Raw genomic sequence first — 23,171 nt, forward strand, 5'->3', positions numbered from 1 at the left:
TTCCAGGTAACATTGATTCTATAAGATAGCAAGTAAGCTATGTTGAAACCAGAAGACCACATCCAATCCTGGACGAAATCTCCTTTTTCTCCTGAAATCACCTCGGAAGCCAAACAAGCCTTGGCAGATTTTCAGGCAAATTTATCCACACCCCTTACGGATGCATTTTCCATCCCGTTAGAATTCGGCACAGGAGGAATTCGCGGGGAGATCGGAAACGGTGTAGGAAAAATGAACGTCTATACTGTGGGCCGCGCCGCATTAGGATTCGCACGCCATTTAAAGAAAACTCATAAAAAACCATCTATCGTCATCGCTTACGATTCAAGAAGAATGTCCAAAGAATTCGCGGAAGTTTCCGCAGGGATCGCCGCCAAACAAGGAATCAAAGTTAAAATATTTCCTTCGGTCACTCCCACTCCTATTCTTTCTTATGCGGTTCGTTATTACAAAGCAAGCGGTGGAATCGTAATCACCGCTTCTCATAATCCTCCGGAATACAACGGGTTCAAAGCCTATCTTGCGGACGGCGGTCAACTTGTTCCTCCTGATGACGGACTTATCATCAAAAACATAACCTCGATCACCGATTGGAATCAAATCGAATTTCTTTCTCCCAAATCGAAACCTTACAAGGAATATGTGAGCTTAGTAGGAAAGGATTGTTTCTCTTCTTATCTTAAAGAATTGAAAAAATCCAAATTGGAATCCAAGGCGAAACCTTCCGATAGAAAAAACCTGAAAATCGTTTATTCTCCGTTACATGGGACAGGAGGAGAGTTTATGAAAAAAACCCTGAACTCTTTCGGATATAAATCCGTTTTCCTGGTTCCCGAACAATCCAAACCGAACGGAGAATTCCCTACGGTAAAATATCCCAATCCGGAAGAAAAAGAAGCTTTGGCTCTTTCCGAAAAATATGCGAAAGCAAAAAAGGCTGCGGTATTCATCGCTACCGATCCGGATGCGGATCGATTGGGAGTGGGGATTCGAAAGGAAGACGGAGAATACGAATATCTCAACGGAAATCAAATCGGTTCCATTATGGCAGCTTATCTCTGTGAAAGAACCTCCTCCAAAAAATCCAAAACGAACTATCATTTGGTGAAAACCATCGTGACAACCGACCTTCAGGAAGCGATCGCCAAAAAGAACAAAATCAAAATCAAAAACGTTTTGACGGGTTTCAAATACATCGCAGAAGAAATGAAAGCGATCGACAAAAAGAAGTCCGATAAATTTTTGTTTGGTGGAGAAGAATCTTACGGATATCTTCCCGTATCTTTCGTAAGAGATAAAGATTCTCTTTCCAGCGCACTTCTATTCGTAGAGATTCTAGCGGAAAAAAAAGATCTGCTTTCCTATCTCAATGAAATCTATCTGAAGTACGGTCTTTACAGAGAAAGCCTTTACTCTCTGACACTCGCAGGAAGCGCAGGTCAGGCTAAAATCAAATCCTCCATAGAGAAACTGCGCGGAGAGAATTTAATCGGCCACAAAATCGGAGAAAGAGAAGTGGTTGGAGTTTTGGATTACGGAACAGGAACCGCAAAAGGAATCTCCAAAGCATCCGCATTCAAAGGAATGCCAAAGTCCAATGTCATCCAATTGGAATTGTCCGGGAACGCGAAACTTACGATCCGCCCTTCCGGAACGGAACCTAAAGTGAAAGTGTATTCCTCTTTCAAATCTCTTTCCCCCGTGTCCTCCGAAGCAGATTTGAATCCTGCTTGGGAAAACCTAGGCGGAGAAATTCAAACCGCAGAAAAAGAATTTTTAAATTTAGCAGGTCTTATATGACGAACGAAACCAAAAGCAAATTCGAAACCACGAAAGAACTCACCGACAAATACGTATTAAATACTTACAACCGATATCCGGTTGCTTTCGAATACGGTGTTGGAGAGATGCTCTTCGACCAAAACAACAAAGAATACATCGATTTTCACTCAGGAGTGGCGGTCACCAACCTAGGACATGGAGAAGCCGATTTGATCGAAGCGATCCGAGTACAGGCGGACAAAATCTTCCACTCCTCTAACTTGTATTATTCGGAAGAACAAGGAAAATTGGCACAAGTCATCATAGAAAACAGTTTTCCAGGAAAGGTGTTTTTATGTAATTCCGGGACGGAAGCCAATGAAGCCGCTTTCAAATTGATGAGAAGACATGGAATCCATAAAAACTTGGAAAAACCAGTCATCCTTTCTCTTCATTCCAGCTTTCACGGAAGAACTTTCTCTTCCATGACCATGACGGGAAACACTGCCATCAGAGACGGTTTCGGAGAATTGGCAAAAGACGTTCACTTCATCACTCCGAATGATGAAGAGTCTCTCATCCAAGCGTTCGATCAGTACGGTGAAAACATAGCGGGTTTAATTTTAGAGCTCATCATCGGTGAGGGAGGAATCATTCCTCTCACTCAATCCTTTGTAAACCTCGCAAGAAAACTTACGGAAGAAACGAACTCACTTCTGATCTTCGATGAAATCCAAACGGGAATGGGAAGAACGGGAAAGATGTTCTGCTTCGAACATTACGGATTTGCTCCTGACGCTTTCACCCTTGCCAAAGGGCTAGGTTCCGGATTTCCGATCGGAGCCTTAGTGATTGCGGAAGAACATACTTCTCTTTTAGGAAAAGGCATGCACGGTTCCACTTTCGGAGGCAACCACCTAGCATGCGCAGCCGCTTATGAAACGTTTAGAATCATACTTTCCAGAAACCTTCTGGATCATGTGGAAACGGTTTCCGCAAACATGTTCCAAAGATTGGAAACAATCAAGTCAAACACCTCTCTCATCAAAGAAATCAGAGGGAAAGGGCTTCATATCGGAGTGGAATTGACTGTTCCCTCCAGACCGATCGTAGAAGAATGTTTACGAAGAGGGCTTGTTGTCAACAGCACAGCCAATAATGTAATTAGAATCATGCCTCCTCTGATCCTTTCTTTGGAAAAATCATCAGAGGGATTAGATATTTTAGAATCAGTGTTAAAGGGATAAGAATGAAAAAAATCGCAGTACTTGCAGGAGATGGAATCGGTCCGGAAGTGATGGAAGTCGCTTTGGACGTTGTGAACAAAGCTTTAGGATCCAAAAAGAACGAGTTTCAATTTGAACCGGCATTAGTCGGGGGAGCGGCGATCGACGCAACAGGTTCCCCTCTTCCTCCTGAAACATTAAAACTTTGTGAAGAATCGCAAGCGATCTTCTTCGGTTCCGTAGGCGGCCCTAAATGGGAAACCCTTCCTCCGGACAGACAACCGGAAAGAGGAGCCCTTCTCCCTCTCAGAAAACATTTCGATTTATTCGCAAACCTTCGTCCTGCAATCATCTATCCGGAGTTAAAGAAAGCTTCTCCTCTTAGAGGAGACATCATCGGAGACGGTTTGGATATCCTCATTCTTAGAGAACTCACTTCCGGAATCTATTTCGGCAAACCGAAAGGAAGAGAAGGAAGCGGACCGGAAGAATTCGCTTACGATACGATGAAATACTCGAGAAGAGAAATCGAAAGAATCGCAAGAAAAGCTTTCGAAGCGGCTCGCAAAAGAAATAAAAAAGTAACCAGCATCGATAAAGCGAACGTCCTAACTACTTCCGTTTTATGGAGAGAAGTTGTAGTGGATCTTCATAAGAGAGAATTCTCCGACTGCAGCCTGGATCACCTTTATGTGGACAATGCAGCCATGCAGCTCATCGTAAAACCGAAACAATTCGATGTTATGCTCTGTGAAAATATGTTCGGGGACATTTTGTCCGACGAAGCATCCATCATCACAGGATCCATAGGAATGCTTCCGTCCGCATCCATCTCCGAATCGGGCTTCGGATTGTACGAACCGTCCGGCGGATCCGCACCTGATATCGCAGGAAAAGGAATCGCAAACCCGATCGCTCAAATTCTTTCCGGCGCTCTTATGCTAAGATATTCTTTCGGTATGGAAGATGAAGCGGTGAAGATAGAGAATGCGATCCGTACCGTGCTGAAACAAGGTTATAGAACCGGTGACATCGCGGAAGAAGGTAGCAAAATTCTGGGAACGAAAGATATCGGAGCCCAAATCCAGAACGCAATCTAAACAAAAAATTAAGAGGAAACTATGCAAGCAGGAATCGCTCCCACAGGCAGACCGTATAACATACTGATCGCGGAAAACTCTAAGTTCCAAGCGAAACAGCTGCAACAGATTTTGGAATCGGAAGGTTTCAAAATCATAGGAGTTGCGGAAACGGGGAAGGAACTTTTACAGATGTACAAGGAACACAAACAACAGGTGGATCTTGTTACGATTGAAATTTTCCTTCCGGAAGTGGACGGTTATGCGGCATTCTGGGATATGAAAGATATGGGAGTGCTTCCTCGCATCATGTTCATTTCGGAAGAGAACACTCCTTCCGTAGTGAAAACCCTTTTGGATAACGGTGCGATGGATTATATCATCAAACCGATCAAAAGGGAAAAAGTTTTGGAAAAAATCAAAGAAACTTTGGTTAAGATTCCCAAAATATAACGTTTATATTGCGGCCTTCATCTTTGGATCTGTGACTGAAGTATTTCTCGGAAAGAAATACTTCTTCGTTCTGTGGGTCCAGATTCAAATGATGAAACTCTTTTCTAAGTCTCACCAAAATCGCTTCCTTAATTCCCAATAAATACCCCATCCCGGGTGCCTCAATGACAACGCCCGGAGGCATGGACATAAAATGTTTCGCAACATCCCACTGAACGATGTAATTCTTTTTAGAAATGCAAGGACCGACAAACACTTGTAAATCTTCTTCAGTAAACCCTTCCGACAAAAGCCACTTTACCAGTTTTTCGGAGATACCGAGTAATGTGCCTCTCCAACCGGAATGAATCGCAGCAATCATAGGTTTCGTTTTAGAGTAACAAAATAAAGGAACACAATCCGCTGTTTTTATAACAAGAGCAGTATTGGGTTCGAAACAAACAAGACCGTCACCGGATTTATCGGAAGGGTCCGAATGATCCTCACTGTCTCCGTCCGCGAACCCTTTCGGATCGGGAACCCAATAACCGATTTTCCCCTTCTCTATATTTGCAATCTCCCTCTTATGAACTTGATCCATCACTACGATTCGATCGGAAGGAAGATGAGTATATTTAGAAACCATAATATTAATGGCGGATCTCCAAGACTCAGGATCCTTTGGATAACCTGCTGAAGAGAAAGTTTCATTCCAGGCAGCTTTGCCTAAAGTGAACGAATGGACTTTTCCGTAAGGAAGCTCGATTGTGCGGGAATTTTCCTTCATTGTAAAAAATGGATTTCCTTTTCTCTGTCCATTTTTCTCTCCCATATCTCTTTGTAAAGCGGGGAACAATTCCATTGTTTCCTCTCGCAAAGATTTAAAAACAAAGAAGGCTTATAACGAACCACATAGATCTTCCATTCAAAATCCCTCCACTTATGCAGAATATAAGGAAGATCTAAGTCAGGATAACGATCACTGAGCACCAAATCGATCTCTCTTTCTGTAATATCTTCTCGATTTGTTACTTTTTCGTGACCGACTCTACCTCTAGTACTAGTAGATTTACGAGCCAACCTCTTGTCTGTTAGGCCGGACTCCGCCTCCCAAGCATAATCGGGACGCATCCAGTAGATATAATGAGCCTGTGCTCCGAAAAAAGCCACACGAAACCCTTGTAGTGAATTCCGGTCGTATCCGTTCGGAGAGTTCAATTTGTCCCCATAAAACCGTCTTTCCTCACCGATTCCATTCCAAGTCGCCAGAGATGAATTCTCATTTCGGAACGGATTGATGTAAACCGCAGAAGAAAGTAAAAATAGAAAGAAAACAAAGTAAACTAACAACCTGGGAAATCTATCTTTTCCGAAGAGAAAGAACTTCCCACTGCCAGTATCGGATGCAAGCGATCTCTCCCCAATTTGACTCGATAAAATTTCATTTAACTGAAGATATACGATCCAGGAAAGATAAGGAAGGATGGGAATCCAAAATCGCATCCCCATAAAATCTCCGCCTATGTATAGAACGTAAGCGATGTAGATTAAAACCGAAGAAGAAATCCAAACATTCTCTGCTCTTCGGAAGAAACTTCTCACCAAAAGAAAAACGGAACCTATAAATACGGGAAGATAAAAAGGATATACCTTCATCCAATATCCCAGATAAAAAATTCCCTGGCTGAAATAGGAAGGATGGTTTGCCTTCGCATAAAAAGTATTCGGTAAAATATCTCCGTAATAGAAAATACGAAACAACTCAAAGAACCCGAAACCCAAACAAGGAAACCAAATAGAAAACTTCTTCCAAGATTTATATTGGGATAAAAAACGAATTCCCAGAAACAAAATCCCTTCCGGGCGCAAAAGACTGGCAACGAACAAATACCAAGATGCATTTTCTTTTTTCCGATCCCACTCGATCAAACCTATCGTCAGAAAGGATATGAAAGCCATAGTCTCCAGACCGGAAGTAGCGAAGATTTTAAAATGATAGAGAAGAGAAAGATGGAGAGTGAAAAACGGAATGATATTCTTTTTAAAGCTTCTGGATTCGTAAGTTAAAAAATACAAAAGAAGTCCGACATAACATAAAATCCCCAATACTTGCGAAAACAATAAAGGAGAAAGGGAAAACAACATCCCCAAAGACAACACAAGCGTCCAAAGAAAATTGCTATAACCTTCTACATACTCTCCCTTTTGAAATACCAGCCCGAATCCCTCCGCCAAATTTCTGGAATAAACGAAACTGATAAAGGAATCGTCACATAACCATCGATATAGAACGGATTGATATACTGCATACACTACCGCCAAAACTGCGGTTCCCCAAAACAGATATTTTTTCATAGAAGCCTTTCGGATATTGTGCGTTATTTTATTTATCCAATTCGAAGGATCGGATGAACTCTTCTATTAGATTGATATGATCCATTTCCGGATTCGGATTTTCCATGGACGGTTCATAGAGATAGTCGTCAAAAAGATGAAAGTCGAATATCTTCAATTCGAAGTCGGGAAGAGTGATGATGATATTTTCCGAATGCACATCGAAAATCAATTTTTCTTCTTCCGCTAAAAACTTAGTCACCTCGATCACTCGATTGAAATCCACTGCGATTTTTTTCAGTTTCGATCTAGATATGATTCCGAACCTATGAGTGTCGAAATTCAATTTCCATTTTGGAAAAAACTTATTTAAAATCGCATTCTGATCCACTTTTTCATTTCTTGTAGTGAACTCTTTCAAGTGTTTCCCGGGAAGAAGAGGCTGTTGGTCGCAGGGAGTCAATGTCACTGAAGGGCTAAGAGGAGTTTTGCGAACCTTCAGACCCATAAAAAAACGAGTAGGGATCACCAAATCCGGAATCAAGGACTTCAGCTTCCAATAATGAAGCCTTTCCAAACCCAATCTTTTGAACTTAAATTCGATCTCGTCCCTTTTGGATTCGAATATCGTTTGTTTCTGCAGATAATTTTTGAGAGCAATTTCCTCTTTTTTGAGATACTTTTCCATATCTCTTCCCACTTCCTTATACAAAGAACCGAAAAGAGAATCGGAAGGTAGTTTTGATTTACCAATCTTAACTACCTGGTTCCAAGGAAGCTTATAAACGAATTTATAAGACCCTCTTCCTATATAATCCTCTTTAGAGAGAGGAAGAAAATTATCTAAATATTCTCTACTGTATCTATGAGTGATTCGAAACACATGAGATACAGGAAAGGCCCATTCGTAAAAGTTTCTTAAAAAACCGGACTGTCTTAATACCTCATCGACAGGCAGATCTTCGATGGGGATGGGCTTTCTGTTTTCGTCCTTTTCCGGGTCATGGAAAAGTTCCTTATCCAGACCCTTTTCCAAAAGATCCAAAAATTGGGGAATTTTTCCCCAATTAGGATAAGAATTCCAAAGAGAAGAGATCCTCTCCCGAAACGAACGAGACGGCTCTTCTTTTTCAGGCATTGCCTATTTCACCCATTTAACTTCCGTTCTATATTCACCTAAACTTGATTTATCGGAAACGGCTTTTTTGAGTTTTGAATCCATCTCTTCGTCATACCACCAATAATCGCTGGAAAAACTTTCGTCACCGTATTTTCCCAAAGGAAGAGACGGTTGACCGTATTTTCTCCAATACAATAGTCTTGTGCTAGGGAGATGCCAAAGCAGAACATAAGGATATTCTTTATATACCAATTGGTCGATTTCTTTCACGATTGAATTTCGTTTCGCCAAATCGAATTCCGTTTTTTGTTTATCGATCAAAGAATCTACCTTAGAGAGTTTTAAACCGGGAAGATTCGGCTGCCCTTGTTCTTCCGCATATTTGGAATGCCACTGTGCTTCCGGATCCTTAAACACACCGGAACCCCAAGCCGCCCAAGTCATATCGAAATCGTATTTATCTACTCTTTCACTCCAAGCAGCCAAATCCAATGTATCTATATTGGCACTGATTCCCAGTTCCTTTGCTTTTTCCAAAAACACTGTGAAATATTTTTCAGTCTTTTTATCGCGATCCAAAATGGTAAACTGAAACGGTTTTCCGTTTTTTTCTAAAATCCCTTGCGCATTCGGTTTCCATCCGGCCTCTTCCAAAAGTTTTCTCGCTTTTTTCATATCGAATGTAACGGGAGGATTGGGATTTTTTTCCGAACCGAAATAATAATCGGGATAATAACTGTCCGTAGGATCATACTCGCCATACGCAAGTTTATCGATCATGGTTCTGCGATCCACCAAGTGAGCCATCGCCTCTCTCACTCTTTTGTCGGAAAAAATATCCCTTCTTGTGTTCATCGCCCAACCTTGGAATCCGATCGGCTTCAAGTTAAATACTCTTTGTTTGGCGATCCAATTTCGATCGAAAGCTTCTCCTTTCGCTTCTTCCACCCAAACGAAAGCGGAATAGACCGGATAAATATCGATATCTCCTTTTTTAAACGCCTGCAATGCGACAGCTTCTTCGTTGTAAACTTTATAGACGATTTGATCGAAGTTGTATCTTCCCTTATTGAAAGGATATGATCTTTGCCACCAATCCCCTCTTCTCTCCAGTTTGATGTATCTGTTCTTTTTCGATTCCACGATTTTATAAGGACCGGAAACTACCGGGAATTCGAAATTCTCCTTATTGAAGTCTTTCCCTTCGAAATGATGTTTAGGAAGTATGAAGATGCTGGAAGATAAATCATTGAAATTGTTCCAATGAACGTCCTTCACTTCGAAGGATACCGTATAATCGTCCTCCTTTACCGGTTTGGAAAATCTGGTTAACACGATTCTAAACACGGCAGTCGCATTCTTAGGATTCATGATCGTATCATAAGTGAACAAAACGTCATCTGCAGTGACAGGTTTTCCGTCGGACCATTTCGCATTCTGATCCAAATAGAAAGTAAACTTACGTTTGTCAGGTGAAATTTTCCAAGCCTTTGCTAAATAAGGAATGGTTTCCAAAGTCACTGGATGATAGGCAGTCAGCGGTTCGTAAAGAGAAGTAAAAATTCGAGCGGTGGTTGTGAATTGATCCAGATAATAATTCAAGGATTTAGGGAATTGATGGGAATAGATTCGAATTCTCCCTCCTTTTTTCGCTTCGGGACTTGCAATGGGGTTGGTCTCCCTCAAAGCACCAGGAATCGTTTTTTCATCTCCTGTCCAAGGCAGGTCTTCTACTTTAGAAGAAAGAGTTTCTTGGCCTGAATCCGACTCGCTGCATTGAAACACAGAAAATAAACTCAAAATCAAAAAAGAGTAAAGAAGCAAAAGAGACTTGCGCATTTAAATTTCCTTTTGTTAAACTGGGTCTTCTTAAATGAAACACCACTTCCATCAAACCTGGCTGTACGAGATCAACTCAAGGCTTTTTTGTCTGGAAAACGGATGTCGTTTGGAAGATCTTCCTTCCCTCATAGGGGAGACTTCTCCCTTTTCCGCCTCGGATCAAATTTGGATGATGGGCATTTGGGAAAACAGTCCAGGTTCCGGGCAAATAGCAAAGAGCCATCCCGGCCTTCAAAAAGAATTCGAAAACAGTCTGCCCGGCTTTACGGAAAAAGATATATACGGCTCCCCCTATTCCATCTATCGATACGAAGTCGATCCCATTGTGGGGGGCAAATCCTCCTTACAATCATTAAGAAACAAATTGAACGCACTCGGAAAAGATCTGATCGTCGATTTTGTTCCCAACCATGTCTCTCTCGACTCCGCTTATATTTCAGAACACCCCGATTGTTTTTTAGAAAGGGAGGAAGCGGATCAAAACTCATTTCTCCATGAAAACGGAAGAAGATACGCTCACGGAAAAGATCCTTACTTCGACGGTTGGACAGACACGATTCAATGGGATTTTTCCCAACCGAAAACGATCGATCTTCATAAAAAAATTTTACTTTCTATCGCAGAACAAGCAGATGGCGTTCGTTGTGATATGGCTATGCTTCCCTTGCAGGATGTCTTCGAAAAAACCCATTCCCGTTCAGGACTTCCTTATTGGAAGGAACTCATAGAAGAAGTAAAAAAGATATTTCCGAGTTTTAAGTTTTATGCGGAAGCCTATTGGAACAGGGAATACGATCTGCAATGCCTCGGTTTCGACGGAACCTACGACAAAACTCTATACGACAGACTGCACAATTCGAATCAAGGAAGTGTCATAGAACATTTGCTTGCCGATGCAGATTATCAAAATAAATCCGTTCGGTTTTTGGAAAACCACGACGAACCCAGAGCCTCTTCCGTATTCGCCAAACATCACAAGGATGATTTTGCGATTCTGTCGTTTCTCCCGGGAGTGATTCTTTTTTTTCAGGATCAAAACAAAGGGTATTTGAAAAAACATCCTGTGCAAATGATTCGGAGAGCGGCAGAAGAAACAAATCTAGAAATCTTTTCCTTTTATGAAAGGGTTTTCCAAGCGCTAAAGGAAAGGCCAAAGAACATGGATTTATCGGAACCTAAAACGGAAATGTTCGGAGAAGGAAAAGTTCTAGTTCGTCTTTTAGAGGGAGAGACAAAAAAAGAAATTCTGATTTGGAACGAAGGAAACAGGACAACGGAAGGAAGAGTGATTCTTCCGATGAACGAATATTGGAGAAAAGAACTGAACGATTTGGTTTCCGGTCATTCTTTTCCCCAACCTCTGTCCGAGAAAAATGAAAAAGGAATATATTTCCGATTGGAACCGGGGCAGTCCCAATGGTTTATTTTTTAACCCTCTCTGCGAAAATCACCCCTTGGATCATTCTTAAGTTTTCTAAAATTTCTTTCAATTGATCCAAATGCTCCACCTCTAACATAAATTTAGCGGTCAAAGTGCCGTTCGGATGAGAACTTGCGCCCGCTTCCAAAATATTCGTCTCCGTAGTGGAGATCGATTCCACCATAGAAAGATAAATTCCTTGTACGTCTTTAGCTCTTACCTCTATCTGCACAGGGATCGGTTCTCCCGGCCCTTCCCAACGAACAGGAATGGTCTTCATCCACTCGGATTGTTTCAAAGCGGTGGTACAGTCTTTTTTGTGAACGCTCACTCCCCTTCCTCTAGTGATAAAACCCACGATCTCGTCTCCGGGAATAGGAGTACAACAAGAAGCGATTCTCACAGGGACATCCGTCCAGCCTGCGACGGAGATTCCGTATTCTTTGGGCTCCTGCTGTTTCGATAGACTGGTTTTGGAAGCGGGCTTTTTGATCTTTACCTTTTTGATTTCCTTTAAGGTGTTCTCATCAATGACGGGAGCCGCATTTTCCAAAACGGATGCAATGGTTTCTTTCTGGGATTCTTCCTGAAGTCTTCTGAAATAAGCACGTAACTTTTGTCTGGCGGAAGAGGTTTTTACGATACGAAGCCAAATAGGAGAAGGTTTGGAACTTTTTTCAGTGATGATCTCCACCTGATCGCCGGATTTAAGTTCCGTACGAAGTGTAACCATCCTTCCGTTGATTTTTCCTCCCCTGGCATGAAGCCCCACATCCGTATGAATTCGAAAGGCATAATCCAAAACGGTGGCACCTTTCGGCATCTCCACGATTTCTCCCTTGGGAGTGAACACGAAAACCTCGTCCTCATGGAGATCGTATTGAAGTTCTTCCAAAAATTCCTTGGAATCGAGGCTGGGATCCTGCCAGGATTTTAGAACCTCCAACCACTTCGTTCTGAAAGCGTTTTCGACTCCGTTCTGAAGAACAACATTCGACTTACTGATATTAGCCGATTCTTTATACGCCCAGTGCGCTGCGATCCCGTTTTCTGCGATCGCATTCATCTCTTTCGTTCGAATCTGCACTTCCATCGGCCTTCCGTCCGGTCCGAAAACGGTAGTGTGTAAGGATTGATAGAGATTTGTTTTGGGAGTGGCGATATAGTCCTTAAATCTTCCCGGGATAGGTGTCCAAAGAGTGTGGACGATTCCTAAAACTCCGTAACAATCTTTGATTTCGTTCGTAATGATCCGAACGGCTCGTAGATCGAAAATCTCTGAAAAACTTTTTTCCTTAGTCACCATTTTTCTATAGATGGAATAAAAATGTTTCGCCCTTCCGTCGATGCGCGCATCGATATTAATTTCAGCTAACCTTTGCTTGAGGATAATTTTGATTTTCTCTATGTATTCGTCTCTTTCGGACTTCTTAGCAGCGACCCTTTTTTTGATCTCTTGGTATTCTTCAGGATGAAGGGATTGAAACGCCAAATCCTCCAGCTCGAACTTAACCTTATACACACCCAGTCTTCCCGCAATAGGAGCATAGAGAGAAAGAACCTCTTTTGCGATTCGTTTCTGTTTCTCCACAGGCTGGTATTTCAAGGTGCGGACATTATGCGTTTTGTCCGCAAGTTTGATGAGCATCACTCTCACATCTTTAATCGTAGCGAGTAACATCTTACGGATGTTTTCCGCAGCTTCCGTTTCTTTGGACTGGGATTTGATTTCCGAAATCTTAGTGACACCTTCCACTAAGTCAGCGATATCTTCCCCGAACTCCCTAGTCATATCTTCCTTGGAATATTCGGTGTCTTCCACTACGTCATGGAGTAGCCCCGCTGCGATGGCTCTTTCATCCAAACCGAGTTCATCCAAAATGGAAGCAACATTCATGGGATGGATGATGTACGGTTCGCCTGACAATCGTTTTTGACCGTCGTGCATTTTGTATGCAACATCGTAAGCCTTTTCGATAAATTGCGCTTTATCGGTTCCGAGGCGTTTGTCTATCGCGTCGAATAATTCCGTTTTGTCTTTGATGTCTTGGTAAAGTCCCATTACTGAATGTCCAAACTGATGTCTAGAAAACGGACCGTATGAGTCAGATACCCCATACTCACCCCGATTCCTTCGAACTGAGATAAAAACGATAATTTTTCCGGAGTAATTCCTCCGGAACATTCGATTCGAATTCCGGGTGCTTTCCCTTTGAGAATCGAAATGGCAGTACGGGTATCTACTTCCGAAAAATTATCAAGCAGAATGATGTCCGGAGAAGAAGAGATTGCTTCATCTAACTGAGATAAGCTGTCGATTTCCAGTTCCACCTTCTTGGTAGGATGACGTTCTTTCACTGCGGCAACGGCACTCTTGATCGACCCGGCCTTCGCCACATGATTGTCCTTCAACATTGCCATATCGGAAAGATGAATTCGATGATTCCACCCTCCTCCCGTATGAACCGCATACTTTGCCAACTTTCTGTAACCAGGCAAAGTTTTTCGAGTATCTAAAATTACTAAATTAGGATATTGCTTTGTAACTTGCGCAGTATTTGTAGCAATGCCCGAAAGATATTGGATGAAGTTCAGCATCGTCCTTTCCATTTTCAAAATGGAAGACAAAGAACCTTTAAGCTCTCCGATTTTCAGCCCTTGGGAAAGTTCGGCTCCATCCTGCAAAAAGGGGGAATAGGTTACATTTTGTCCTAAACGATCGATCAGACACGGAATGACATCCGTTCCACAAAGAACTCCAGTGTCTTTGGAAAGCAAAATGGCAGTAGTGCTTTCGTTATCGGAAAATAGAGAATCGGTAGTGATATCGCCTTCCGGCAGATCTTCCTGTAAAGCAAGAGCTACTAACGGATTGAAATCTTCTTTGGTGATTTTGGAAATGGGAAGGGTATAGCCTCTATGTGTCATATCTCTATCCTTTCAGTAGACAAAAAAAAAGCTGTCTTTGGCGACAGCTTTTTCCTTTTTCCGAAATGAACCTAAGATTTATTTCTTAGGAGCTTTTCCTATCTTCCCTGTTTTAGGAGGGATATTGAGTTTTTGTTTCGGATAAATTAGATTTTTATTTTTGATCTTTCCTCTGTTTGCTTCGAAAATTCTAGGCCAGAGTTTGGAGTCATTATAAACGTCTTTTTTCTTAGCAATTCTCCAAAGGCAATCAGCAGGATTGGATTTTCCAACTGTATAACGTTTCCATCCTTTTCCTAAATCTTCGAGAGAAGATCCGGCAGAATTTTCATCGCCTTCTTCAGCATCAGTAGTAGCTACAGTTTCTTCTTTCACTGTTGCCGTTTTTTCTTTTTTGTTCGCAACAGTCTCTTTGTTCGTATTTTTGTTTGCAAGAGTTCCGATTTGATCGAGAGAAATTTCAGACAAACGAATGGCTTCTTCGGATTGGCCGATGGAGTCTTCGTATTTCTCTTGTTCGAACAGAGCGGAAGAAGAACCTAAAGATTCATTGGCCGCAGCTAAATTCTCTTGTGCACTGGAATAGTCGTCTTTTGTAGAAGGAGACTTCAACAAAGAATCGGAGTTGAGTTCTGCAAAACGAGCGTTTGCATCTTCTACAACGTCACGCGCTTGGCTGTTTCTTTCTTTCGCATGATCTTTCACAACGGCAGCAAGCAAAGGACCGGAAGCAGCACGAGCTGTTTTGATTTTCTCTTCCGCAGACTTCAATTTACCTGCGTCGATATCTTCATAAGCAGATTGAATGCGAGCTTTCTCTTCTTCCACACTTGGGTTGGTCCCGTTGGAATACTTGGAAGCTTTTTCTAAAGTGGACTCCACATCCTCTGCCGATTGGCGGATGGTGTCCGATTTTTCCAAAGAAACTACTTTTGCATCATTGCCGGATTGTTTTGCTTCTTTGAATAGAACATAAGCTTGCTCGTATTCATCCAAAGCTTGGTTGCGTTTGATTTCTTTTTGATCTTCTTTGTCTTCGCGAAGATAAGAAGCTAAAGCGGAATCTGCACTTGCAAGTTTAGAATCACCTGCTTCTTTAGCAAGGTTTGCTTTTTTCAATTCTTCAGGAGCAAAATCAGAGGCATTGGCTTCATCAGCCGCATCAATATTACCAACTGCTTCTTCTCTTGTTTTCGCAACAAGTTTAGGAAGAGTTTTTTCTAAAGCATCATAAGCTCTGGAAATGGCATAGTCTGCACTCTTTTTAGACTCGGATGCATTTTCAGCAGCAGCAGCTTCATTTGCCTCTTTGAGACTTTTTTCTGCTTCTGCAAATTCATCCGGAGCATACTGTTTTGCCTGAAGATTTTCAGCGCGTTCAATTTGCGTTTTCGCTAGGGCTAGTTCTTTGAGAGGCAATTCTTGGCCACAATTCAAAAAAGCGGTCGAAAATGCCAACGCAAAGAAAAAGACGATCGTCTTTTCTTTATGTAACATACGGTACTCCTTATTTCTGGGAACTAAAAAGAAAAGAAAGCAATATGCTCTCTTTTCTATTTGAATGCTGCTGTGGCTTCGTCTTCGCTGTCGAAGATTTCGAAGAAAGAGGTCAATTTAGTTAACTCGAATACTTTACGAACAGAACCTGCGACATTGATGATCTTCAATCCACCTTGGTATTTTTTCAAGTTGGACAAGCTTGAGATCAATGCACCAATTCCAGAAGAATCGATATAGGAAACTTTTTCTAGATTGATAACAATGCAGTATTTTTGCTCTTCAATCAATTTTGCGATTACATCCTTGATTTCGGGAGCGTTGTAAAGGTCGATTTCCCCGTTTATGTCTAGGATTACGATTTTATCTTTTTCCCTTCTAGTGATTTCCATGTGTGTCTAGAGACTCCTCAGTGAAGCTACAATCGATGTAGAAATGACGGTACAATTGCATGAAAAAAAATCAGAGACGTCAACCTAATAATTTCAGGAAGCATATAATTTTTTCCAATGTGTGTAAAATGTTCCAAATTCCTGATTTTCAATCGAAATGCGCAAAGAATCCATAAATTGTTTCATAAAATATAAGTTGTGATAGGTGGAAAGACTGAAGGCAGACAATTCCTTTACTTTATGAAGATGCCTGATGTAGCCCAAACTATAGGTTTTACATACCTTGCAGGAACACTCAGGATCAATAGGACCCGTAGAAAGCCTATGAGATTCATTACGAAGATTCACTTTGCCCTTGGATGTAAAAACTTGACCATTTCGGGCATTTCTTGTAGGGAGAACGCAATCGAACATGTCGATTCCGTTACGAACTCCTTCCAAAATGTCCAACACTGTGCCCACTCCCATCAAATATCTGGGTCTTGCAGGGTCGAGAGAAGGAGCTAAAGATTCTAAAATACGCACATATTCTTCCCTAGGCTCCCCTACGGAAAGACCTCCCAGAGCGATCCCTGGAAAAGGAAGAGATTGGAGATAGTGCAGACTTTCTGCACGCAAAGCCTCATTCACTCCTCCTTGTACGATGCAAAAAAGATTTTGACCATTTTCATTTTTCTGCCAGTATTCGACGGATTGTTTGGCCCAACGATGGGTTCTGTCCAATGCCTGCTTCAATCTTTCCACCGAACTTCCGTAAGGTGCACAATCATCCAAAACCATCATAATGTCGGAACCGATGGATCTTTGCATATCGATCACCGATTCAGGAGTGAATTTGTGGTGACTGCCGTCTATATGGGATTGAAAACGAACACCGTCCTCTTCGAACTTAAAAAGTCCGGACAAACTGAACACCTGAAACCCACCTGAGTCGGTCAAAAGGGCGTTCGGATAGGCCATAAACTTTTTTAAGCCCCCGAAATGATCCAAAACCTCTTTTCCCGGCTTCAGATAGAGATGATACGTATTTCCTAATATAAGCTGGTAGCCCAATTCCAGAATGTCTTCGGAGGAAAGAGATTTCACACTCCCCCTAGTGCCCACAGGCATAAAGACGGGAGTGTTCACCTCAATTTCGCCTAAACGAAGTTTACCGGAACGGGCGAAAGATTGTTTATCGGAAGCGACCGACTGAAATCTAAGTGGCACTACTTCTTTTTTTTGCCTCGCAGGATTGGCAAATACCGTAAATGTTCAGAGTATGTCCCGACATAGTGAAACCGTTTTGAGCCGCAGCATTTTTCTGAAGCTCTTCGATTCTCTCGTCGATAAACTCTACGATCTTTCCGCACTGAAGGCAGATGATATGATCGTGGTGCTCATGGCCGATGATATGTTCGTAGTATTTATAGTCTTTTCCGAAGTCGTGTTCTTCCAAAAGACCCGCTTCGACCATAATGGACAAAATTCGATAGATGGTCGCCTTGGAGATGCGGTCTTTATTGTCTTTTAGTTCGTCCAAAAGACCTTCTGCGGTAAAATGATTGTGTGAAGAAAAGATTTTCTGGGCAACTAACAGACGTTGGTTCGTGATTTTTAGTCCCTTTTCCTTTAAATATTCTTCAAAGGCTTGCATTTCCTTCTTGGTATCTTCTTCGATATGAGGATCTTCGTGTGACAAAATTTTTCTCCTTCGGTTTTCTAACTCAGTTTGTTTTCCCGGCAAGGGAAAAATACCATGATCTTTCCGCTTCCTCGGCAATCCGCAGCGCCATAATCCTCAGCAGTCTGTTTTGAGCTTCAATCTCGGATTCTCTGTATCCCAATTGAGTGGAATAGTAGGCTCTTCCCGGAATTTCGTTTCTTTCCATGAGAAGTTTAGCTCCTGACTGTGCTTCGACAAGCTCAATTCTGGTAACGACGAAAAGTTCCGTAGTGAGTTGTCTGTCTGCCAAATCCATCAGATCCCCTACCTGTTGGTAGTGGACGATTTCCGAATACAGGCGGTATGCGGCTTTCATTTTGTCCCTAGTGGTGATGAATCTTCCTCGTCTGTCTATTTCTTCCATAATCATCTGAGTGAGCCTGGTGTGGGTTCCTGCAGAATAGGTATTGTTTCTTACATTTTGGATATAGAGGTATCTTTTGTTATCAGGAATAGGAACTCCGTCAATTTTAGGAGGCCTTCCGGGTTCCCCTTGAAACAAGGAACACTGCAAGGACAAAGACACCAGAATAAGAAGAAAAATTCGGGAAATAACCATGGAATTTGAGTAAGACCCCTACCATTCCCCCCTTTTCCGTTTCTTTGTCAAGGGAACCACGAAAAGACTGGAAATACTAAGATGCCTTTTTCTAAATTACTTCTTGAGGCAGGAAGAATTTCCCTACCAAAAATGAAAATGAAACAACCTTATTTATACTCCATTCACTTAGCCATTGTTATCTTTTTCACCGGTTCCCTTTTCTCGGAACCAAGTCCGATACCGGAGATTCCCTCCGACGAGGTGGTTTTTCCTCTTCCTTATTTTTCTCCCATCTCGGGAACCTTTGCAGAAATCAGAAGCAACCATCTTCATATGGGTTCCGATTTTAAATCCTACGGACTGAACGGTCACAGCATTCTCAGCACATTCGACGGTTATGTGGAGGAAATAGGATATTCCAAATTAGGATATGGATTGTATCTGTTTTTATACAGCCCTTCTTATAAAATTAAGGCAAGATACGCCCATCTTCATTCCTTCGGAGGGGATCTCGCCGATTTGGAACTTCTCAGAAGAGCCCTTCTTTTGATGGGAGAAAAAGACGGATTCCGACTCAAACTGAATCCAGGAATGTTCACCGCACCGAAAGGAATTCCTTTCGGAAAAACGGGCGAATCCGGAACAGGAGTCCCTCATCTCCATTTGGAATTTCATACGGATAAAGGAATCGTCAATCCTCTCAACTTTCCGGAACTCCATCAAAAAGATACGATCCCTCCCACCATCAGTTCGTTCTATATAGAAGGAGGAGGTCTGACAAAACCTCTGCTTCTCCAAGCCAAAGAAACGGGATCTGGCAACTATCAACTATTAGATGAAAACGGGAACCCGATCGAGTCCGTTTCGTTATCAGGAAAAGTCAGATTCAGAATCGGAGGATACGACCTCATCCGATCCAGGAACAGGAACAATGTGTTCGGAATGGATCTTTTTCTGGACGAAAAACCGGTTTATTCCCGACAGTTCGACTTTCTTTATTACAAAGAGGCGGAAAACAAACATTTGTTCTATGATGCGAATAGATCCTCCTATTCTCCTCCCGTATATTTTTACCATCTCTACGAGATTTCCAAAGAATCCAAATCGGAAGCCTACTCTCTCGATTTTTCCGAATTTCCCGAAAAAACGGTGTCAGAGCTGAAAGCAGGATTAAGAGACGCAGCGGGAAATAAATCCTATGTCCGCCTAAAGGTAAAACACGAAGCCCCCGTCACCGCTCTCTCCAACGCAAAACAAAGTTTGGGAAAAAAGTTTTTTTCAAACGATCGCCTTGTTCAATTCGATCTAAGCAAAAACGAATCCTCAGGAAACGGATCTGTGGAAATAGAAGAGGAAGATCCGAAACAACTTCCTTTCGTTCTTCCGAAAGGACTCATATTAAAAAGCAAAGTATATAAACTGGAAACCAACCAATTCTCTTGGAAAGGAAACGGAACGGGGGAATTCAATACGGAGATAACGATCACAAACAAAGAATACCTGTCTTTTTGGGATCAGTCTGCGGGAAGATTCTCGTCGGTATCCGCCAAAAGAAAATCGAACGGTTTCACCTTCAGTTTAGCAAAGTTAGGTTATCTTATGATACTGGAAGACAAAGCTCCTCCTACGGTTCTGCCTCTGAACTCGATGGCAAGACATATAGAACTTCCAGAAGTGAGAGACCAATGTTTCGAAGACAAATATTACAGTTTGAGCGATTCCGGAGTGGGAGCAAAAAGAAGCGTAAATCTTTTGTTAGATGGACAAAACTACCCTTACGAATACGATGCGGATAAAGAATCGATCCGAGTGAGTTTGCCGAAGAGTTTACATAAAGAAAAGCCCTATCTTCTTTTGGAAGTTAGGGCCTTCGATTGGGCCGGCAACGAATCGGAACCGTTTACGGACCTCATCGCCACAGGCAGTTGGAAATCGGAATACTACGCTTCTTGTCCTGTCAAAGAGTAACGAGCGATATCCAGAACTTCGTAACGAGTTTCCGTAGAACCGAATAGAAGAGTCGCTTCGTTTCCTACGTTCTTTCCTAAGAGCGATTTCGCCAAAGGTGATTGGTAAGAAATGATGTTTTTCTCAGTATCAGCATCCCAAGCACCTAAGATGGAATAAGTGACCACTTCTCCGGATTCTTTGTTCTTGAGTTTTACCATGGTACCGATTCCCACTTTGTCCGTTTTTACTTCGGACAAATCCAGGATACGGGCACTCTTCAGTTCCGCTTCCAACTTTTTGATGGCAGCTTGCAACTGAACTTGTTTTTCCATAGCGGCTTTGTATTCTGCGTTCTCTCTTAAGTCCCCTTTTTCCTGAGCTTCCCCGATATCGCGGGAGTTTTCCAACATCTCTACGTTCACCAGATGTTCGAATTCCCCTTTTTTCGCATTGAAAGCCTGGCGAGTGACCAGAACCACATCCGTAGGAAGATTGGAAAGAGGATCATCATCCGCTTCTTCCGCACCAGCGTATTCATCCCAAACTAGGTTCGGTTTCAATTCGTTGATGAGAGAAAGGAGTTGGTCTTTTTCCAGATCGGTTACGTAAGTAACTTCTTTGAAAAGTGCATATAGTTTACGAACATACTCGTCATCCGCATTTTGCAGGATTTCTTTCAGAAGGGTATTTTCCTTTCCGAACAGAATGTCCATCGCTTGGTTCTTCAGTTTGGTTCCTTTGTCTTCGATCTTAGCCAAAGGCTTGAGAAGACGGAACACTCTGAGAACTAGATCTTCTTCGGAAACGTTCATCCAATCGTATTTCCAAGTGTGAGAAAGAATGGATTTTGCCACCCAAAGGAAAACTTCAGGATGTTCTTTCGATTTATTGGAAACCGTTTCGATGAATAGATTGAGTTCTGCGAATTTATCGTCTTGCACCAAGTTTTGGAATACGGAACGATTCACTTTCACAGGAACTTCGAACAATAGGCCGATGAGGATGTTGATCGCTTCCGGGTGATGAGTGCGGATCAAATCCTTAAATCCTTTTTTGATGTCCGTGTTTTCCAAAGACTTGGAAAGTTTCAAAGCATCTTCTTTAGAAAGATTTTGGATGATTGCTTTTAATTCAGGCTCTCTGATTTTATGAGAGAACTCTTCCGTAGGCCATGCTTTGCCTGCTTCTTCCAAATAGAGGTAAGCGGAAATGCGGCGAACAGGATCTTTTGCGGATTCCTCTTCGTTGTAGTGAGTGATGAAAAATTCACCCGCTTCACTTGCTTCATCCGCATCTCTCACAGCTTCCATAGCGATTTCGAGTTTTTTGTTCGTATCTGCGGAAGCTTGGAACTTTTGAGTGAGCGTTTCAGAGTGAGTGATCGGTTTTTCGTGGTAAACCACTTCATCCTTTTTCTTAGGATTCATTCCGATATTGGCTTCTTTTTTCAGAACAGACTTAACCTTTGCCCACCACTTGGACCAATCGTCAGCCTTCAAAAACACTCCGATAAGTTCGTTTTTCATATCGGCAACTAACATCTTGTTGTCGTAAGACTTCAAGAGCTGAGTCAAAAACTCGCCTAAGTTGTCTGAGAAAAGTGCTTTCACTTCTTCTTTGTTTTCGTAGTGACGAACCCAGATATGATCTTTCTTCAAAGGTTTGAGGGAAGTGATCGCCATCTGGATGGAAAGTTTGTGGTCTTTCTTTTCTTCGAAATCGACGAAGATAGAATCGCCTGTTTGGGAAATAGAAGTGATTTTACCTACTCCCCAATTTCTATGCATTACGTAATTGCCTGTATCGAATACGATGTTTCTTTCGAAACTGGTGATACAAAGTTTTACCGGCTTACGGTTGTTACCGAGTTCACTCATCTTGAGGAAATCTTCCAAAAGGGAGTGGCTTGCGTATTTTTGTTTGTAAGAACGAATGAGTTCGTTACGTGCTTTTTGAGAAGCAGGTTCGTGTTCTAAAATTTTCTTTAGGAAGTAGATGACACGATCCCATTCTTCCATCGCTTTGAAAGGTTCCACCAGAGGATACAGAAGACCCACGAGTCTTGTTTTTTCTCTGTGTCCAAGAAGGATTCTTTCTATTTTATCGAAGAAAGAAATGTCTTCGTAATTGCTTTGAACTAAGATCGGCCAGATCTCTTCCATCTGAGGATACTCTTTGTTTTTAGCAAAGATCTCAGCGGCTTGTTTGAGATAAGAGATCGCTTTCGGTTTGTCCTCATCCATAATGGTGAGTGCGTATTTTTTAGCGATCTCAGGATTTTTACGATCTTGTTTGGCGAGTTTTTCTAAAACTGCTTTCAGCTCTTTGTTTTTCTTGAGTTTGTCTAAAGCTTCCGCTTTCACTCTGAGAGCGAGTCTGTGGTCTCCGAATTTAAGAATGGAGTCTGTGATGTATTCGATGATGGTCCATTTGCCGTGTGCTTTGAAAGAATCTAGAATGTTTTTCACTAGATTCGCATCACCCATAGGATCTTCCATAAAGGAAAGGATCATCAGCATGTATTTGGCGGAAATGGACTCGGGATGTTCCCGGAAATGGTCTTCTATTTTTTGTTTTGCTGCAGGAAGTTTATCTTCCGCCTTGTAAGCATCAATGATATCGTCGTAAATTTTAAATTTGGACGCAGGAACGGAGCTGGCATCGGCACGTACATAAATTTCTTCGTTAAAAAGAGATGTAAGTTTATCAGAGTCTGTATTTTTGTTCGTTTTGTCTTCAGTAATGGTCTCAGGCATGAGAAGAATCTCCCTCTTCGTATTTCCAATAAAGGGTGGTCAATGTTCCTATAAAGTTGTTACGGTAAATTTAGCGATGAATCCGCAAAAAGAACAGTCCTAGATGTAAGGATTTACCATACTCTCCATCTTGTAAAGTACAAAAAACCCAGCCGGATTTGGCTGGGTTTTCTGCTTTTGGGGAAGAA

General features: G+C 42.0%; 18 protein-coding genes. 6 read left to right on the top strand and 12 right to left on the bottom strand.

Going from position 1 to position 23,171, the window contains the following annotated elements:
- The first annotated feature begins 39 nt into the window (after positions 1 to 39).
- The 4 genes from EHS15_RS16495 to EHS15_RS16510 are packed head-to-tail and all read left to right on the top strand — an operon-like array spanning position 40 to position 4,519.
- Positions 40 to 1,800, top strand: a complete 1,761-nt coding sequence (locus EHS15_RS16495) for a phospho-sugar mutase (protein ID WP_135761684.1) — start codon at positions 40 to 42, stop codon at positions 1,798 to 1,800.
- Positions 1,797 to 3,008: an aspartate aminotransferase family protein gene (locus EHS15_RS16500; protein ID WP_135761685.1), complete on the top strand. Its 1,212-nt coding sequence runs from the start codon at positions 1,797 to 1,799 to the stop codon at positions 3,006 to 3,008. Before EHS15_RS16495 ends, EHS15_RS16500 begins: the two co-directional genes overlap by 4 nt.
- Before the next feature lie 2 nt (positions 3,009 to 3,010).
- Positions 3,011 to 4,087 carry a 3-isopropylmalate dehydrogenase gene (gene leuB / locus EHS15_RS16505; RefSeq protein WP_135761686.1) on the top strand — a complete coding sequence of 359 codons (1,077 nt, stop codon included), beginning with the start codon at positions 3,011 to 3,013 and terminating at the stop codon, positions 4,085 to 4,087.
- A 21-nt stretch (positions 4,088 to 4,108) separates the two neighbouring features.
- A complete protein-coding gene (locus EHS15_RS16510; protein WP_135761687.1) occupies positions 4,109 to 4,519 on the top strand; it encodes a response regulator in 411 nt (136 codons plus the stop codon).
- Here EHS15_RS16510 and EHS15_RS16515 read toward each other — a convergent pair.
- From EHS15_RS16515 to EHS15_RS16530, 4 genes are read right to left on the bottom strand one after another with little or no spacing between them, the layout of a single operon-like run.
- Positions 4,500 to 5,285, bottom strand: a complete 786-nt coding sequence (locus EHS15_RS16515) for a purine nucleoside phosphorylase YfiH/LACC1 family protein (protein WP_167884265.1) — start codon at positions 5,283 to 5,285, stop codon at positions 4,500 to 4,502. The genes EHS15_RS16510 and EHS15_RS16515 overlap by 20 nt on opposite strands.
- On the bottom strand, positions 5,282 to 6,853 hold the full coding sequence (locus tag EHS15_RS16520) for a hypothetical protein (protein ID WP_135761689.1): 1,572 nt from the start codon (positions 6,851 to 6,853) through the stop codon (positions 5,282 to 5,284). The genes EHS15_RS16515 and EHS15_RS16520 overlap by 4 nt, the downstream gene beginning before the upstream one ends.
- A 28-nt stretch (positions 6,854 to 6,881) precedes the next feature.
- Positions 6,882 to 7,970: a hypothetical protein gene (locus EHS15_RS16525; RefSeq protein WP_135761690.1), complete on the bottom strand. Its 1,089-nt coding sequence runs from the start codon at positions 7,968 to 7,970 to the stop codon at positions 6,882 to 6,884.
- A 3-nt stretch (positions 7,971 to 7,973) separates the two neighbouring features.
- On the bottom strand, positions 7,974 to 9,791 hold the full coding sequence (locus EHS15_RS16530) for an extracellular solute-binding protein (protein WP_135761691.1): 1,818 nt from the start codon (positions 9,789 to 9,791) through the stop codon (positions 7,974 to 7,976).
- A gap of 34 nt (positions 9,792 to 9,825) precedes the next feature.
- Here EHS15_RS16530 and EHS15_RS16535 point away from each other — a divergent pair, with 34 nt between their 5' ends.
- On the top strand, positions 9,826 to 11,226 hold the full coding sequence (locus EHS15_RS16535) for an alpha-amylase family protein (protein ID WP_135761692.1): 1,401 nt from the start codon (positions 9,826 to 9,828) through the stop codon (positions 11,224 to 11,226).
- On the opposite strand, the gene EHS15_RS16540 is transcribed toward EHS15_RS16535, so the two are convergent.
- From EHS15_RS16540 to EHS15_RS16570, 7 genes are all read right to left on the bottom strand, one after another.
- Entirely contained in the window at positions 11,216 to 13,276 is a 2,061-nt protein-coding gene (locus tag EHS15_RS16540) for a RelA/SpoT family protein (protein WP_135761693.1), read from the bottom strand. The genes EHS15_RS16535 and EHS15_RS16540 overlap by 11 nt on opposite strands.
- Positions 13,276 to 14,142, bottom strand: coding sequence for a carboxylating nicotinate-nucleotide diphosphorylase (gene nadC, locus EHS15_RS16545; RefSeq protein WP_135761694.1), 867 nt, complete (start codon positions 14,140 to 14,142; stop codon positions 13,276 to 13,278). The genes EHS15_RS16540 and nadC overlap by 1 nt, the downstream gene beginning before the upstream one ends.
- A gap of 78 nt (positions 14,143 to 14,220) precedes the next feature.
- Entirely contained in the window at positions 14,221 to 15,639 is a 1,419-nt protein-coding gene (locus tag EHS15_RS16550) for a lipoprotein LipL71 (protein ID WP_135761695.1), read from the bottom strand.
- 56 nt (positions 15,640 to 15,695) lie between these two features.
- Complete coding sequence (locus EHS15_RS16555) at positions 15,696 to 16,031, bottom strand: STAS domain-containing protein (RefSeq protein ID WP_109019137.1); 336 nt, start codon at positions 16,029 to 16,031, stop codon at positions 15,696 to 15,698.
- 93 nt (positions 16,032 to 16,124) lie between these two features.
- Positions 16,125 to 17,240 carry a tRNA guanosine(34) transglycosylase Tgt gene (gene tgt, locus EHS15_RS16560; protein ID WP_135761696.1) on the bottom strand — a complete coding sequence of 372 codons (1,116 nt, stop codon included), beginning with the start codon at positions 17,238 to 17,240 and terminating at the stop codon, positions 16,125 to 16,127.
- Positions 17,230 to 17,667, bottom strand: a complete 438-nt coding sequence (locus EHS15_RS16565) for a Fur family transcriptional regulator (protein ID WP_135761778.1) — start codon at positions 17,665 to 17,667, stop codon at positions 17,230 to 17,232. Before EHS15_RS16565 ends, tgt begins: the two co-directional genes overlap by 11 nt.
- 70 nt (positions 17,668 to 17,737) lie before the next feature.
- Positions 17,738 to 18,295, bottom strand: a complete 558-nt coding sequence (locus tag EHS15_RS16570; RefSeq protein WP_135761697.1) for an LPS assembly lipoprotein LptE — start codon at positions 18,293 to 18,295, stop codon at positions 17,738 to 17,740.
- A 138-nt stretch (positions 18,296 to 18,433) separates the two neighbouring features.
- Between EHS15_RS16570 and EHS15_RS16575 the strand changes: the two genes are divergently transcribed.
- Positions 18,434 to 20,245, top strand: coding sequence for a M23 family metallopeptidase (locus tag EHS15_RS16575; protein WP_135761698.1), 1,812 nt, complete (start codon positions 18,434 to 18,436; stop codon positions 20,243 to 20,245).
- On the opposite strand, the gene greA is transcribed toward EHS15_RS16575, so the two are convergent.
- The gene (greA, locus tag EHS15_RS16580; RefSeq protein WP_135761699.1) at positions 20,218 to 22,983 is read right to left on the bottom strand and encodes a transcription elongation factor GreA; all 2,766 of its coding nucleotides are present in this window, start codon (positions 22,981 to 22,983) and stop codon (positions 20,218 to 20,220) included. The two genes, EHS15_RS16575 and greA, sit on opposite strands and share 28 nt — an antisense overlap.
- Between the last annotated feature and the right edge of the window lie 188 nt (positions 22,984 to 23,171).

Origin of the sequence: Leptospira idonii (assembly GCF_004770995.1) — a bacterium.
Lineage (GTDB): Bacteria > Spirochaetota > Leptospiria > Leptospirales > Leptospiraceae > Leptospira_A > Leptospira_A idonii.